The following is a 14,659-nucleotide window of genomic DNA, read 5'->3' as shown; positions in this document are numbered from 1 at the left end:
CGACCGGCTCTGTATCGGCCCGGACAGCATTCAGGTCGTTGATTTCAAGACCGGCGGCCGCTTCCCCGAAACGGCGGAGGGCGTGCCCGTTCCCCACCTGCGTCAGATGGCCGCCTATGTCGCCGCGCTGGAGGCGATTTTCCCCGGCCGGACGGTGGAGGCGGCCTTGCTCTACACCGCTGGACCGGCGCTGATCGGCCTGCCGCCGGCGGTGTTGACGCCCCACAAGCCAGGCTTCTCGCCTGAGCAGCACAATTTGTGAGTTCAGCCGTTGAGGCCGGTGCCTCGCCGCATTAGATAGCGATCCAACAAAGGAGACAGTTCATGGCTACCAAGGCGATTTCCGACAGCAGCTTTCAGGCCGACGTGCTCGATGCGTCCGGCCCGGTGCTTGTCGATTTCTGGGCGGAATGGTGCGGCCCCTGTAAGATGATCGGCCCCGCTCTGGAGGAGATTTCCGAGGAGCTGGGTGAGCAGGTCACGATCGCGAAGATCAATATCGACGAAAATCCCGACGCGCCCAGCAAATATGGCGTGCGCGGCATCCCGACGATGATCCTGTTCAAGGGTGGCCAGGTCGCCGCGACCAAGGTTGGCGCTGCGCCCAAGAGCCAGCTTAAGGGCTGGCTGCAGGGCGAACTCTGATCCTGTCGCTCCAGGCGCCTATGTCAGCGGTATCATCACCGTTCCGGCATAGGCGCCCCGGCTTTTCAGCCGTTCATACCATGCCCTGACATTGGGCAGGTCCGGCCGTTCGAAATCGAGCGTGAAGAAGGTGTGGGCATAGACGCCCATGGGGATATCGCCGATCCCGAACGCCGCGCCGGACAGCCAGTCCGCGTCAGTCAGTGCATCCTCCACCCGTTGCATCATGCGGCCTGCATTCTCGGCGGAACGCGCAATCGCGGCCTTGTCCCGTTCCGCTTCGGGCCGGCGCACCAGGTTCAGGAAGGCGTCTCTTTGTGCATCGGCAAAGCTGAACTGCCAGTCCATCCATTTGTCCGCCCTCGCGCGTTCTGCCGGATCGGCGGGCCAGAAACGCGCTCCGCCGTGGCGCGCGGCCATATAGCGCAGGATGGCGTTCGACTCCCACAGCACCAGCCCATCCTCCTCGATGGTCGGGACAAGGGCGTTGGGATTGAGCTTCAGATAGGCCGGCGACATGCCGAATTGCCCGCCCATATCATGGCGGACATGGGCGATGCCCAGTTCCTGCGCGAACCATGCGACCTTCTTCACATTATGGGAATTTAACCGGCCCCAAAGCGTCAGCATGCCCGAACCCTAAATGACAAAGGCCTTGGCCGCCTTCTCCCACAATCGGGGAGAGGATGCGCCGATCAGGCCCGATTTTCCGTCGCCGACCACATAGTCCGACCCGTCCCGCCGCGCGAGCCTGCCGCCCGATTCATTGAGCAGCAGGGCGCCTGCAACATGGTCCCACGGGTGCGATCGCTCGAACAGGGCGACGTCATTCTGGCCAAGCGCCAGCCGGGGATATTGTTCGGCGGCGCAGCGGGGAATATCCACCAGCGTAAAACTGGCATCCGCTTTCCTGCCGATTTCCGCCTTCTGTTCGGCGGACAGGAAATAGACGGGCAGGGCGACGATCGGCAGGGGTGCGCCGCTTTCCCGTGCGGAGAACCGCTCCCCGTCGATGAACGCGCCCCCCCCGGCAAGGGCATGGCACATCCGCCCATCCAGTGGATCGAATATCCATCCCGCTTGCGGCACGCCATTATCGGTTAGGCCCACCATGATGCCGAAAGGCGGTTTCCCGGCGGCGAAGTTTCCGGTCCCGTCGATCGGGTCAATGATCCATTTGAGGCCCTGACCCGCACCGTCCAGGATGGAAGGGTCAGCGGCGCTGGCTTCCTCGCCGATCATCCCCGCTTCGGGCAGGATGCGGGACAGGCCCTCCACCAGCGCGATCTCGCTTTCCTTGTCGGCGATGGTGACGAAATCGTCCGCCGCCTTTTCGCTGATCTCCTCCGCCGTCAGATTCTGATAGCGCGGGAGGACGATCTCTGCGGCGACCTTCTCGATCAGTTCCGCCACCGGGCGGTAAAGTGCGTGCATCGCGTCAGCTCCGGTAATCGGCGTTGATGGATATATAGCCATGCGTCAGGTCGCAGGTCCAAACCGTCGCCCGCCCGTCGCCCAGGCCCAGGTCGACGCCGACGCTGATCTCCTGTCCTTTCAGGTGCGCGGCGACGGGGGCTTCTTCATAACCTTCCACCGCCAGCCCGTCCTTCGCCACCTGCGTCGCGCCAAACCGGATCGCCAGCCGGTCGCGCTCCGCCGGTTCGCCCGCCTTGCCCACCGCCATCACGACGCGGCCCCAATTGGCGTCCTCGCCCGCAATCGCGGTCTTGACCAGAGGCGAGTTGGCGATCGACAGAGCGATCCTATGGGCGCTGGCGTCGCTTTCCGCCCCCTCCACCGTCACCGCGATGAATTTTGACGCGCCTTCGCCATCGCGCACGACCAGATGCGCAAGCTGGCGGCAGACATCCGACAAGGCGGCGGCGAAAGCGTCCGCCCCGCTACTGTCGAAGGACGCCAGCGGCGCATTGCCCGCCTTGCCCGTCGCAAAGGCGAGCACCGTGTCGCTGGTCGACGTATCGCTGTCCACCGTGATGCACGAGAAGCTTGTCCGGTTCGCCGCCGAAAGCATTTGCTGCAGGAAGGCAGGCTCCACCGCTGCGTCGGTAAAAATATAGCCCAGCATCGTCGCCATATCCGGCGCGATCATGCCCGAACCCTTGATGATGCCGACCAGATTGACCGTCCGGCCATCCACCACCGCGCTGGCCGTCGCCGCCTTGGCGAAGGTGTCGGTGGTCATGATCGTCGCGGCCGCGTCTTCCCATCCGCACGGCTCGGCGGCAAAGGCGGCGTCCAGCCCGGCCTCGGCCTTGTCGATGGGCAGCGGCACGCCGATCACGCCGGTCGAGGAGATGAACACATCGCTCGGCAGGCAGGACAGATGGTTCGCGACCCGCGCGGCGATCGCCTCCACCGCCGCGCGCCCCCGATTGCCGGTAAAGGCGTTGGAATTGCCTGCATTGACGACCAGCGCCCGCGCCTTGCCCAGTGGAAAGGCGTCCCGGCACCATTCGACTTCGGGGGAAGGGCATTTGCTCTGCGTCGTCACGCCCGCGACGGCCGTGCCAGCGTCCAGCTCCACATAGGTCAGGTCGCACCGGTCCCACGCCTTGTATCGCGCCTTCGCGACACGGAGCGTCACGCCCGCAATGGCCGGGAGGTCAGGGAATGTGGCGGGGGCGAGGGGTGAGCGTTCGGTCATGCGCGGGGATTAGCCGATATGGGGCGAGGGTCAATCGCCCGCATCGCGCCGTCGCTGGATTTTGGCGCAGGATACGGCATAGCGTAGCTCCGGACAGGCAATGCGCGATCATGGACAGGGGGCGGCAATGAGCAAATATGTTGAAACAGCCACAGCCCTGCTGGCTATTCTCCTGGTTTCCCTGATGATTGTTCTCGCGGCCCAGACCGAAGGCGCACAGCAATGGAAAAAGCGTGTCGTGGGTGTATTCTTCGAAGATCTGGACGATATAGCGCCGGGTCCAGCGGTGCCTTCCCCATCTGGCGAAGGCATGGCCACATGGATATCCTCTGACGATTATCCCGCCGAGGCGCTGCGCAATCAGTGGGAGGGGACCAGCGCTATTGTTTGGACCGTAGATAAGCGCGGGCGCATTACGGACTGCCATACGGCTAACAGCAGCGGGCATCGGGTGCTCGACGAGGCGGCCTGCAATGCGATCACATTGCGCGGCCGCTTCACGCCCGCCCGTGATGCAAGCGGCCACCGGACCGAATATAGTATGCATCGCCGCATTGTTTGGCGGTTACCCGATTAACGCTGTCAATTGACTATCCCCCCGTGCGATCCTAAATCGCGGCGCATATCCGCATAGGGTCCGAAGGGGCCGCCCTGTGTTTCTCAATCGTCAGGAATTTGCATGTTCGGCGCACTCGCCAAGTCCATTTTCGGATCGTCCAATGAGCGGTACGTTAAATCGCTGGGCAAGCTGGTCGACAAGGTGGCCTCCTTCGAACCTGCAATCTCTGCGCTGTCCGACGAGGATCTGGTCGCGCAGACGGTGAAGTTCCGCGAACGTCTTGCCGCTGGCGAAACCCTGGACGACCTTCTGCCCGAAGCCTTCGCGACCGTCCGCGAGGCGGGCAAGCGCACCCTTGGCCAGCGCCATTATGACGTGCAGATGATCGGCGGCATCGTCCTCCATCGCGGCGAGATCGCGGAAATGCGCACCGGCGAAGGCAAGACGCTGGTCGCGACGCTCGCCACCTATCTCAATGCGCTGGAGGGGAAGGGCGTTCACGTCGTCACCGTGAATGACTATCTCGCCCGCCGCGACTGCGACTGGATGGGGCAGGTCTATCGTTTCCTCGGCCTCACCACCGGCGTCATCGTGCCGAACATGCGCGAGGAGGAACGGCGCGAGGCGTATAACGCCGACATCACCTATGCGACGAACAACGAACTCGGCTTCGACTATCTGCGCGACAATATGAAATATGACCGCGCCCAGATGGTGCAGCGGCCTTTCAACTACGCGATCGTCGACGAGGTGGACTCGATCCTGATTGACGAGGCCCGCACGCCGCTGATCATTTCCGGCCCGACCGACGACAAGTCGGAACTCTATATCTCCGTCGACGGCATCGTGAAGCAGCTCACCGACGACGATTATGAGAAGGACGAGAAGCAGCGGAACATCACGCTGACCGAGGACGGCACCGAGAAGATCGAGCGGATGCTTGAAGCGGCCGGGCTGCTCGAAGGCGACAATCTCTACGATTTCGAGAATACGCAGGTCGTCCACCACGTCAATCAGGCGCTGCGCGCCGTCATGATGTTCCGCCGCGACATCGATTACATCGTCAAGGACGGCAAGGTCATCATCATTGATGAGTTCACCGGCCGCATGATGGACGGCCGCCGCTGGTCGGACGGTCTGCACCAGGCGGTCGAGGCCAAGGAAGGCGTCAATATCGAACCGGAGAACCAGACGCTGGCCTCCATCACCTTCCAGAATTACTTCCGCATGTATCCGAAGCTTTCGGGCATGACCGGCACGGCCGCGACGGAAGCGACCGAATTCCACGAAATCTACAAGATGAATGTCGTCACGATCCCCACCAACAAGGCGGTGCAGCGGATCGACGAGGAAGACGAATTCTACAAGAACACCAACGACAAGTTCCGCGCTATCGCCAAGGCGATCGGCGAGAAGGCCAAGACCGGCCAGCCGGTCCTCGTGGGCACCGTGTCCATCGAGAAGTCGGAAATGCTGTCGGACTTCCTGAAGGAGGAGGGCGTCGCGCATGAGGTGCTGAACGCCCGCTTCCACGAACGCGAAGCGCATATTGTTGCGCAGGCGGGCCGCAAGGGCGCCGTCACCATCGCCACCAACATGGCGGGCCGCGGCACGGACATCCAGCTTGGCGGCAATCTGGAATTTCGTGTCGATGATGAACTTGCCGGCATGCCGGAGGGACCGGAACGCGATGCGGCCGTCGAGCGCATCGCCGCGGAAATCAACGCCGAAAAGGCCGAGGTGCTCGCCGCTGGCGGCCTGTTCGTGCTTGGCACCGAACGGCATGAAAGCCGCCGTATCGACAATCAGCTCCGTGGCCGGTCGGGCCGTCAGGGCGACCCCGGCCTGTCCCGCTTCTATCTCAGCCTGGATGATGACCTGCTGCGCATCTTCGGCCCGGACACGCTGTTCGCCCGCATGATGAATGCGAATATGGAGGATGGCGAGGCTATCGGCTCCAAATGGCTGTCCAAGGCGATCGAAACCGCCCAGCGCAAGGTTGAGGCGCGTAACTACGACATCCGCAAGCAGGTTGTCGAATATGACGACGTGATGAATGATCAGCGCAAGGTGATCTACGAGCAGCGCAGCGACATCATGGACGCGGAGACCGTGGACGATGTCGTCGCCGACATGCGTATCGAGACGGTGAACGATATTGTCGGCGCCGCATGCCCTCCCGGCAGCTATCCCGAACAGTGGAATATCGCCGCGCTTGCCGAACAGTCGCGTGAGATTCTGAGCATCGAGCCGGACCTTCAGGCCTGGCTGAACGAGGACGCCGTTGATCCGGAGATGATCGAGGAACGGCTTGCCGCGATGGCCGACGCGCATGTCGCGGAGAAAATGACTCAGATTGAGACCAACGACTGGCACATGGTCGAAAAGAGCATCCTGCTCCAGAGCCTCGACCATCACTGGAAGGAGCATCTTTCCACGCTCGACGCTCTGCGTCAGGTCGTCCACCTGCGCGCCTATGCCCAGAAAACGCCGATCAATGAATATAAGCAGGAGGCGTTCGCCCTGTTCGAGCGGATGCTTTCCAACATTCGCGAGGATGTGACGCAGACCATCGGCCGGGTGCAGTTCCGCATGGAAGAACCCATGGATATGCCGGAGCTTCCAGTGCTGCCGGACTTCATCACCACCCATATCGATCCGTTCACCGGCATGGATAATACCGATGACAGCGATGCCGGATCGCAGGGCGCGATCACGACGATGATCCCGACCCAGCGCCTTGCCGTCCCGGAAAATGGCGAGACGGTCGCCGCTGGGGAAATCAGCCGCAACGCGCCATGCCCCTGCGGATCGGGCAAGAAATACAAGCATTGTCACGGGGCGCTGGCCTGACCCCCGCGATCATGGACCATCCTGAGGCGCGTCCGGCGACAGCGGCGGACTTGCCGGAGGTGCATGCGCTTATCGAAAGCGCCTATCGCGGAGACACCGCAAAGGCGGGTTGGACCCATGAGGCGGACCTGCTGGAAGGGCCGAGAACCAGTCTGGAGGCGCTGGAAGCGATCCTGGGCAATCCTGATGAACTGCTCCTGCTATTCCGGGACGGCTCCGCGATAATCGGCTGCGTCCACCTGACCCGGCTTTCCGCTACCTCGTCCTATTTTGGTCTCCTCACCGTTCAGCCGGGGCGGCAGAGCGGCGGCCTTGGCAAGCATATCATCGCCACGGCCGAGCGGGAGGCGATCCGCCGTTTCGGCGCAAGGACGATGGAATTGTCGGTCGTGTCGCAGCGGCCGGAGCTGATCGCTTATTATACCCGTCGCGGCTATATCGAGACCGGAGACATGAAGCCTTTCCCGATCCCTCTCGATCCGCCATTTTTTCTGGCGGTGATGCGTAAATCCTTAGAGAATAATATCTAGAGCCGGTCCACACGCAGCCAGCCCGGATCGCCCATCCATAACTTCTGCAGGGACTGCCGCGCCGCCGCTGCCTCCAGTTCATGACCCTGCGCCTTCTCCGCTTCTGCAAGACCATAGACCGCCCAGCCATTGGCGGGCGTCTGCGCCAGCGCCGTGCGGAACGCCTGCGCCGCTTCCTGCGGCTTGCCGTCACGCAGCAGCGCCGCGCCCAGGGACTGGCTTACCGGATAATACCAGTAGGGCGGCTCCTGATAGGGGATTTTCCCTTCCAGCACGATCGCTGCCCGATAATGGCCGGCTGCTTCCCCGTAGCGTCTCTGCGCGAAGGCGAAGCGCCCGCGCGCCACGGCTTCCGCCAGGGACAGCAGATCCGGCGCGGGAACGCCCTGCGCGATCATGTCCGCAAAGGCGTCCGATGCGCGCAGCTTCGCCAGAGCGGAAAGCTCCGCATCGAATGCCCGTCCGTTCCGCAACTGCGCATAGGCCACGGCGCGGGCATAATGCCGCATGGCGGTGGCATAGGGCAGCCGCGCGTCGGGCGCTGGCATCGCCAATATCTCCTTGGGCGGCGCGAACTGCGCCATCGCCAGGAAGGGCGCTGCATCGATCGCCTGTATCCACGCGATCTTCGCCGAGGTGGCGGGGTCCAGAACGGTGCGCAGCCTCTGCGCCTCCCGCACGGCGGTTCGCATGTCGCCGGACATCTGCGCTGACATGACGATGAAATGGATATTGTGGGGGTAATAGCCATAGCGGACGAGGCCCCGGTCGCCCGTGTCCTTGATGAATGCTTCATCCGCCCGCGCCGCCGCGACATTCACCCGCATGGAGTCGGCGTAACGGCCGCGAAGCTGATAGATATGTGCTGGCATATGCACCAGATGCCCCGCGCTGGGCACTGGAGCGGCGCTCAGCCGGTCGGCGGCGGCCTCGGCCCGTTTCGGATCGCCGCTATTCTCCATCAGATGCACGTAAAGATGCGCCGCTTGCGCATGATCAGGATCGCGGGCCAGCACCTGCTCGACCAGGCGAACCGCCTCGCCCGACCGGCCGACTGGCGTCACCTTGTCCGCTTCCCAGTAATTCCAAGGCGTCGTGTCCATCACCGCTTCCGCCGCAAGCACGGCTATGTCGTCCTGTTCCGGAAAGTGTTTCGCGACGCCGATCATCGCATCGGCATAGGCCCCGTCCAGCGCCGCCCGTTCCGCGCCCGGATCGCGGGAATAGCGCAGCGCCATCGCGGCGATCAGGGCCTGTTCGACCGGGGACGCCTTTCCGCTCAGCCCCTTGGCGTGATCGATGGCGGCCAGCGCCATATCCTTGTCCCGTTCATCCATCGCCGCATTGATGTTCGGACCCAGCGCCAGCGCCTCGCCCCACCAGCAAAGCGCGCAGCCGGGGTCGATCCGCTGCGCCTCGCGAAAGGATCGCACCGCCCCGGCATGGTTGAACCCGTAGGTCAGCATCAGCCCCTGATTGAAATAGGCGCGCGCCTGCGCATTGTCCGTGCTTACCGGAAAGCGCGAAACACCAAGGTCGGGATAAAGCGGCATGGGCGCCGAAACGCCGCTCGCCGGTTCCACGGCCAACGCCGCGAGCATAAGGCGTTGGCGGAACGCTGCCTGAACCTTCCTGCTTCCACAGAGCGAGGAGGCTGCGCGGAGCGGGTCTAGCGCCGTCAGCGCCGCCGGAGAGAAATGCGCTTCACTGGCGAAACTGCCGGAAAGGAAGGCCGCAACGGCAAACAGGCTTGCATGAACTTTCCGCATCGCAATCCCCCCAAAGACGCTTGCAAGAAATATTCGTCGGCCCCGGCCGGAATATGGCGGGGGGCGTTCGCGGGGGATGATATCACTCTCGCGGGATCAGGCCAAAGGCTTTCGCCACGACGCAGCCGGTGCGGCCATCAGCCCAGACTGACGAAGCTGTCCATCACTCGTTTCCGCCCGGCGGTCTCGAAATCGATCTCCAGCTTGTTGCCTTCAATCTCCGCAACGGTGCCGTATCCGAACTTCTGGTGAAACACGCGCAGTCCCACGCTCATATCGTCGCGGCCCTTATTGCCCAGCGATACCGCCGATCCCCGCGCCTCCACAACCCGCACCGGCTCCCGCGAAAAGGCGCCCGCCTGTTGCGCCCGCTGCCATCCCGGCCCGCGCCCGGTGCCCCGGCCGACATCGGCAAAGGGGTCCGCCCGTTCCGACCAGTTGGCGCGCCATAGCGATGCGCCTCCCGACATGCTGCTTTCCTCATCCACATGCGCCCTGGGCAATTCGCCCACGAAGCGGGAGGGTATGGAGGATGTCCACTGGCCGTAAATGCGCCGGTTCGCCGCGTGCAGGATCACGCATTTGCGCCGCGCCCGCGTGATCGCGACATAGGCCAGCCGCCGTTCTTCCTCCAGCGACGCCAGGCCGCCCTCGTCCAGCGCCCGCTGGGAAGGGAATATGCCTTCCTCCCATCCGGCCAGGAACACCGTGTCGAACTCCAGCCCCTTGGCGGCGTGGATGGTCATGATCGTGACCTTGCGCTCGTCCGCCTGCGCCTCATTGTCCATGACGAGGGAGACATGCTCCAGGAACGCGCCCAGAGTCTCATATTCCTCCATCGCCCGGACAAGCTCGTTGAGGTTTTCGAGACGGCCGGACGCTTCGACTGTGCGTTCGGCCTGAAGGACGGTCGTATAACCGCTCTCGTCCAGTATCTGCCGCGCCAGCTCCGGGTGCGGCAACTGCGCCGCCTTGTCCCGCCAGCGCGCCAGATCGCCGACGAAATTGCCCAGCGCCCGCCGCGCTTGCGGCGTCAGTTCATCGGTGTCGATGATCCGCGCGGCTGCGAAGGTGAGGGGGACGCCCTCCGCCCGCGCCAGCCGGTGCAGCTTCTCCACCGCCTTGTCGCCCAGGCCGCGCTTGGGCACATTGACGATGCGCTCAAACGCCAGATCGTCGGCGGGCTGGTTGACCAGCCGCAGATAGGCTAGCGCATCGCGGATTTCCGCCCGCTCGTAGAAGCGAAAGCCGCCGACAATGCGGTAGGGCATGCCGATCTGGATGAAGCGGTCCTCAAACTCGCGGGTCTGGTGCTGCGCGCGGACAAGGATGGCCACATCGTCCAGCGTGCCGCCATTGCGCTGATGGCTTTCAATCTCGTCGCCGACGCGCCGGGCTTCCTCCGGCCCATCCCACACGCCGAGCACCTGGACCTTTTCGCCCTCGGCCTCGTCGGTCCACAGGGTTTTGCCTAGCCGCCCGCCATTCTCCGCGATCACGCCGGAGGCGGCGGCCAGGATATGGGGCGTGGAGCGGTAATTCTGCTCCAGCTTCACGATCTTCGCGCCGGGGAAATCCTTCTCGAACCGCAGGATGTTGGCGACCTCCGCCCCGCGCCAGCTATAGATGGACTGGTCGTCATCGCCCACGCAGCAGATATTCTTGCGCTCCTGCGCCAGCAGGCGGAGCCAGAGATACTGGCTGCTATTGGTGTCCTGATATTCGTCCACCATGATGTAGCGGAACCGCTGCTGATAGTGCGCCAGCACCTCCCGGTCGGTCTTGAGCAGGGTCAGCATGTGGAGCAGCAGGTCGCCAAAGTCGCAGGCGTTGAGCGCCAGCAATCGCGCCTGATAGGCCGCATACAGCTTCTGCCCCTTGCCATTGGCGTAATGCTCGCTCTCGCCCGCATCGACCTCGGCGGGCGTCATGCCCCGGTTCTTCCACCGGTCGATCAGCCCGCCCAATTGGCGCGCGGGCCAGCGCTTCTCGTCGATGCTCTCGGCCTGGATAAGCTGCTTGAGCAGGCGCAACTGGTCGTCCGTGTCCAGGATGGTGAAATTGCTCTGCAAACCCACCAGTTCGGCATGGCGGCGCAGCATCTTTGCGCCCACGCTATGAAAAGTGCCAAGCCATGGCATGCCCTCCACCGCCGGGCCGATCATCCGCCCGACACGCTCGCGCATCTCCCGCGCGGCCTTGTTGGTGAAGGTAACGGACAGGATCTCGGACGGGAAGGCGCGCCGCGTCGCCACCAGATGGGCGAGTCGGGCGGTAAGCGCGGCGGTCTTGCCCGTGCCTGCGCCGGCAAGCACCAGCAACGGACCCTCCGTGGTCAGCACCGCCTCCCGCTGAGGCGCGTTGAGACCATGCAGATAGGCGGGTTCGTCGGGAGTAGGGGAGGGCACTGTCATGGCTGAACAATTAGGGAACGGTGAGCGATCGGGCAAGCCCGATGGCATTGCGCGGCGCTATGCTTTATGAGAACAAAACACGAATCAACATCAGGAGGATTGTCATGGCGACGGGACAGTGCATGTGCGGGGCGATCAGCTACAAGGTGGAGGGACAGCCGGAGCATAGCGCGCTCTGCCACTGCCGCGATTGTACGCGCAGCGCGGGCGCGCCAATGGTCGGCTGGGCGCTGTTCCCGGAGGATAAGGTGACGATCACGGGCACCCCGGTCAAATATCAGTCGTCGGAGCATGCGACCCGGCATTTTTGCGGCGTCTGCGGCACTGGCTTATTCTATACGAGCACGGCGATCTTTCAGGGCAAGATCGATATCCAGACAAGCACGTTGGACGATATCGACGCTTTCCCGCCCTTCGGCCATATCCAGATGGCCGAAACCGCCGGTTGGATGGCCGAGGCGCATACTCTGCCGAAGTTTGAGCGTTATCCGGGCTGATTGCGCGTAAACGGTCTGCGTCAGCTACGGCACGGCTGGTCGCGCTGGATAGTGGTTAAGGGAACGCAAGCGTCACGATTCCGGTTTCCTCTCCACCAACGGGGATCACACCCAGAGAGAGGAAAAACCATGAAAATAAGGCTTCTCATCGGCGCAGCCGCGCTCAGCCTGTCCGCCGCCGCCGTGGCGCAGGACCAACCGGCCACGCCGCCCGCGCCACCGCCATCGGCCAGTGATCCGTCGACGACCGCACCGCCGCCGCCTCCGCCCGCCACCAATGACATGGGCGCCGCGCAGATGCCGCAGACCCAGACGCCTGCGCCGCCGCCGGCACCGCCCCCGGCCGATCCCAACGCCGGTCAGCCGACAGGCGCAGTGCCGCCCGCGACTGGCATGACGCCCGCCGACCCAAGCGCGCCAAAGGACCCTGCGGCCCCGGTCGGCACATCGGCCAATCCGGTTGAGGTGGGCGGCAACGCCACGCCGCCGCCAGCCGCGCAGGCCGACTATCCGCTGTGCAGCAAGACGGTGCAGGATAGCTGCATCAATCCCGGCGAAGCGAAGAAGATGAAGAAGAAGCGGAGATAACCCTTCGGGTTTCGCAATTGGGGGTCAGGTTCCGGTCGAACCTGACCCCTGTTTATCATCCTGTTACCGGCTGTTGTTCAGTCACTAACTGAACGCAGGATATGCAGCCGCGCCTTGCCGATGTCCCGCACCGCCTCCGCCGCAAAGCCCTTGACGTCGATCTCCTCGCGCCGGTCCGTTTCTATCGTGACCCAGGATGCCGGGCCGATCCAACCAAGCCGCGCCAGCTTGTCCAGCGCCACCGCGCCCGCGCCCGTGCCATAGGGCGGGTCCATCATCACCAGGTCGAGCGGCGCAGGCGCGCTGCCCAGCGCCAGGACAGACGTCTGCCGCAGGTCCGGCCGGATGCCCAGCTTCTCCGCATTGGCGCGCAGGGCCGTCACGGCCTCCCGGTCCTGTTCCACGAATATGCAACTGCCCGCGCCGCGCGACAGCGCCTCCAGTCCCAATGCCCCCGATCCGGCGAACAGATCGGCGACAGCCAGCCCCTCGAAACTTCCCAGCCTGCTCGTCAGCATGGAAAACAGCGCCTCGCGCGTCCTGTCTGCCGTCGGCCGCGTCGCTTCGCCCTTCGGCGCAACCAGCGGACGCCCGCGCCACTGGCCAGAAATGATCCTCATTTCAGCCCCTTGCGGAAAACCACCAGGTCATGCTGCCGCACTTCCGTCACCGCGCCGGATGCCAGTTCGCCCAGCTCGAACGGGCCATATTTGGTGCGGATCAACCGGCTGACCTGAAGGCCCAGATGCTCCAGCACGCGGCGCACCTCCCGGTTCTTGCCTTCCTTCAGAGTCAGTTCGATCCATTTATTGTGGCCCGTGCTGCGTTCCAGATTGGCGTCGATCTGGCCATAACGCATGCCGTCAATCTCCACGCCCAACATCAGCTCCTCCAACTGCGTCTGGCTCACTTCGCCGAATGCGCGGGCGCGGTAGGTGCGGGGAATGCCGGTCGAGGGCAGCTCCATCTGCCGCTTGAACTCGCCGTCATTGGTCAGCAGCAGCAGACCCTCCGTGGTCATGTCCAGCCGGCCGATCGGCATCACGCGGGGAAGATCCGCGGGCAACCGGTCATAGATGGTGGGCCGCCCGCGCGGGTCGCGCTCCGTGGTGAGGCAGCCGCTGGGCTTGTGGAACAGGAACAGCCGGGCCGGGGCGGTCGCGCCGATCGCCTTGCCGTCCACGGTCACGCCGTGCAGCGAGGTCAGAAGGGTGGCGGGCGTCGTCAGGACATCGCCATTCAGCGCTATCCGCCCGTCCTCTATCATCCGCTCTATCTCCCGCCGCGAAGCAACGCCCGCGCGCGCCAGCAGCTTGGCGATGCGCTGCGGCTCCTTGCCTCCGGCATCGGCGGCCTTGGCGCGGGCCGGATGGGGGTTGGCGGGTGAGGCCGCTTTGTTCGTCTTGGGCTTGGAGGACGCCGGCCTTGGCGTTTTGGGGAAGCCGCCCGCCGGTTTTTCCCCGAACTTGGGCCGCGCGGACGTGCGGGACCCCGGCCGTGGGCCTTTCCCCGGTGATTTTTTCTGAGGGGGTTGCACGAACAGCTTCCTTTCGCCGGGGTCAAACGGCGTGTAATATTGGACAAAGGGTGCAGACTCGGCGGCGAGTCCGCTAACCAATTGAAACCGATACAAGATATGCCGCGTTAAGGCGGTGATGGCGTAAACAGGGCGGAACGGCAATGTTTTTCGGGAAAGACCGGCGGGTTGTCCACCGGATACTGGTGGTTGAGGATGAGCCTCTGGTCGCGTTCGACAATGAGCATTTCCTCACCCATGCCGGTTACACGGTGGTCGATACCGTCGCGGATCTCGCGCATGCCCAGTCTGTGCTCGCGTCCCAGGTCGTCGATCTCGTCATCGCCGACGTCAATCTTTCCGGCAACCGGGACGGGATAACCGTCGCGACGGAAGCGCACCGTCGCGGCATCGCCGTGCTGTTCGTCACTGGTTCCTGCCCCGCCGATGCCCGGCACCTGGCCTATGGCTGCCTCGCCAAGCCCTATTCCCAGCGTGATCTCCTCTCCGCGATAGAGGTGGTGGACGCCATCATGCGCGGCGCAAAGCTTCCCAAATCTCCGCGCGGCCTTAGTATTTTCGAAAGCGGCGTGGACGGCAACGCCGCCTGAACCGCTGCTGGC

The 14,659-nt window shown here is 64.0% G+C and carries 15 protein-coding genes; 8 read left to right on the top strand and 7 right to left on the bottom strand.

Annotation, left to right across the window (positions count from 1 at the left end; genetic code table 11):
• Both BHQ40_RS26280 and trxA read left to right on the top strand, forming a co-directional pair.
• Positions 1-262, top strand: a 262-nt coding sequence (locus BHQ40_RS26280) for a PD-(D/E)XK nuclease family protein (protein WP_171905899.1), incomplete at its 5' end; no start/stop codon positions are given.
• A 62-nt stretch (positions 263-324) separates the two neighbouring features.
• Positions 325-645 carry a thioredoxin TrxA gene (trxA, locus tag BHQ40_RS18705; RefSeq protein WP_070157351.1) on the top strand — a complete coding sequence of 107 codons (321 nt, stop codon included), beginning with the start codon at positions 325-327 and terminating at the stop codon, positions 643-645.
• A gap of 18 nt (positions 646-663) precedes the next feature.
• On the opposite strand, the gene BHQ40_RS18700 is transcribed toward trxA, so the two are convergent.
• From BHQ40_RS18700 to argJ, 3 genes are read right to left on the bottom strand one after another with little or no spacing between them, the layout of a single operon-like run.
• The gene (locus BHQ40_RS18700) at positions 664-1,275 is read right to left on the bottom strand and encodes a glutathione S-transferase family protein (protein ID WP_070157348.1); all 612 of its coding nucleotides are present in this window, start codon (positions 1,273-1,275) and stop codon (positions 664-666) included.
• Positions 1,276-1,284: 9 nt separating this feature from the next.
• Complete coding sequence (locus BHQ40_RS18695; RefSeq protein ID WP_070157346.1) at positions 1,285-2,079, bottom strand: inositol monophosphatase family protein; 795 nt, start codon at positions 2,077-2,079, stop codon at positions 1,285-1,287.
• A 4-nt stretch (positions 2,080-2,083) separates the two neighbouring features.
• Complete coding sequence (gene argJ, locus BHQ40_RS18690) at positions 2,084-3,310, bottom strand: bifunctional glutamate N-acetyltransferase/amino-acid acetyltransferase ArgJ (protein WP_070157343.1); 1,227 nt, start codon at positions 3,308-3,310, stop codon at positions 2,084-2,086.
• 127 nt (positions 3,311-3,437) lie between these two features.
• On the opposite strand from argJ, the gene BHQ40_RS18685 reads away from it, so the two are divergent.
• The 3 genes from BHQ40_RS18685 (at position 3,438) to BHQ40_RS18675 (ending at position 7,252) form a co-directional block, all read left to right on the top strand.
• Positions 3,438-3,887 carry an energy transducer TonB gene (locus BHQ40_RS18685; RefSeq protein WP_171905898.1) on the top strand — a complete coding sequence of 150 codons (450 nt, stop codon included), beginning with the start codon at positions 3,438-3,440 and terminating at the stop codon, positions 3,885-3,887.
• 102 nt (positions 3,888-3,989) lie between these two features.
• Entirely contained in the window at positions 3,990-6,722 is a 2,733-nt protein-coding gene (gene secA / locus BHQ40_RS18680; RefSeq protein ID WP_070157338.1) for a preprotein translocase subunit SecA, read from the top strand.
• The gene (locus BHQ40_RS18675) at positions 6,701-7,252 is read left to right on the top strand and encodes a GNAT family N-acetyltransferase (protein WP_354321514.1); all 552 of its coding nucleotides are present in this window, start codon (positions 6,701-6,703) and stop codon (positions 7,250-7,252) included. Before secA ends, BHQ40_RS18675 begins: the two co-directional genes overlap by 22 nt.
• Here BHQ40_RS18675 and BHQ40_RS18670 read toward each other — a convergent pair.
• Together BHQ40_RS18670 and BHQ40_RS18665 are read right to left on the bottom strand one after the other, a co-directional pair.
• Positions 7,249-9,021, bottom strand: a complete 1,773-nt coding sequence (locus tag BHQ40_RS18670) for a tetratricopeptide repeat protein (protein ID WP_070157335.1) — start codon at positions 9,019-9,021, stop codon at positions 7,249-7,251. The two genes, BHQ40_RS18675 and BHQ40_RS18670, sit on opposite strands and share 4 nt — an antisense overlap.
• A gap of 137 nt (positions 9,022-9,158) precedes the next feature.
• Positions 9,159-11,435 carry an ATP-dependent helicase gene (locus BHQ40_RS18665; protein ID WP_070157332.1) on the bottom strand — a complete coding sequence of 759 codons (2,277 nt, stop codon included), beginning with the start codon at positions 11,433-11,435 and terminating at the stop codon, positions 9,159-9,161.
• A gap of 104 nt (positions 11,436-11,539) precedes the next feature.
• Between BHQ40_RS18665 and BHQ40_RS18660 the strand changes: the two genes are divergently transcribed.
• Both BHQ40_RS18660 and BHQ40_RS26890 read left to right on the top strand, forming a co-directional pair.
• Positions 11,540-11,932, top strand: a complete 393-nt coding sequence (locus tag BHQ40_RS18660) for a GFA family protein (RefSeq protein ID WP_070157360.1) — start codon at positions 11,540-11,542, stop codon at positions 11,930-11,932.
• Positions 11,933-12,061: 129 nt separating this feature from the next.
• Complete coding sequence (locus BHQ40_RS26890) at positions 12,062-12,520, top strand: Fe-S oxidoreductase (RefSeq protein WP_070157329.1); 459 nt, start codon at positions 12,062-12,064, stop codon at positions 12,518-12,520.
• 77 nt (positions 12,521-12,597) lie between these two features.
• Here BHQ40_RS26890 and rsmD read toward each other — a convergent pair whose 3' ends face one another.
• Positions 12,598-13,140, bottom strand: coding sequence for a 16S rRNA (guanine(966)-N(2))-methyltransferase RsmD (gene rsmD, locus BHQ40_RS18650; RefSeq protein ID WP_070157325.1), 543 nt, complete (start codon positions 13,138-13,140; stop codon positions 12,598-12,600).
• Complete coding sequence (locus BHQ40_RS18645) at positions 13,137-14,057, bottom strand: pseudouridine synthase (RefSeq protein ID WP_070157359.1); 921 nt, start codon at positions 14,055-14,057, stop codon at positions 13,137-13,139. The genes rsmD and BHQ40_RS18645 overlap by 4 nt, the downstream gene beginning before the upstream one ends.
• Positions 14,058-14,200: 143 nt before the next feature.
• Here BHQ40_RS18645 and BHQ40_RS18640 point away from each other — a divergent pair, with 143 nt between their 5' ends.
• Positions 14,201-14,647, top strand: coding sequence for a response regulator (locus tag BHQ40_RS18640; RefSeq protein ID WP_070157324.1), 447 nt, complete (start codon positions 14,201-14,203; stop codon positions 14,645-14,647).
• Positions 14,648-14,659: the final 12 nt, after the last annotated feature.

The sequence above is a fragment of the Sphingobium phenoxybenzoativorans genome, from assembly GCF_001757355.1.
Classification (GTDB): domain Bacteria; phylum Pseudomonadota; class Alphaproteobacteria; order Sphingomonadales; family Sphingomonadaceae; genus Sphingobium; species Sphingobium phenoxybenzoativorans.
This window is presented reverse-complemented; position numbering and strand designations above follow the sequence as displayed.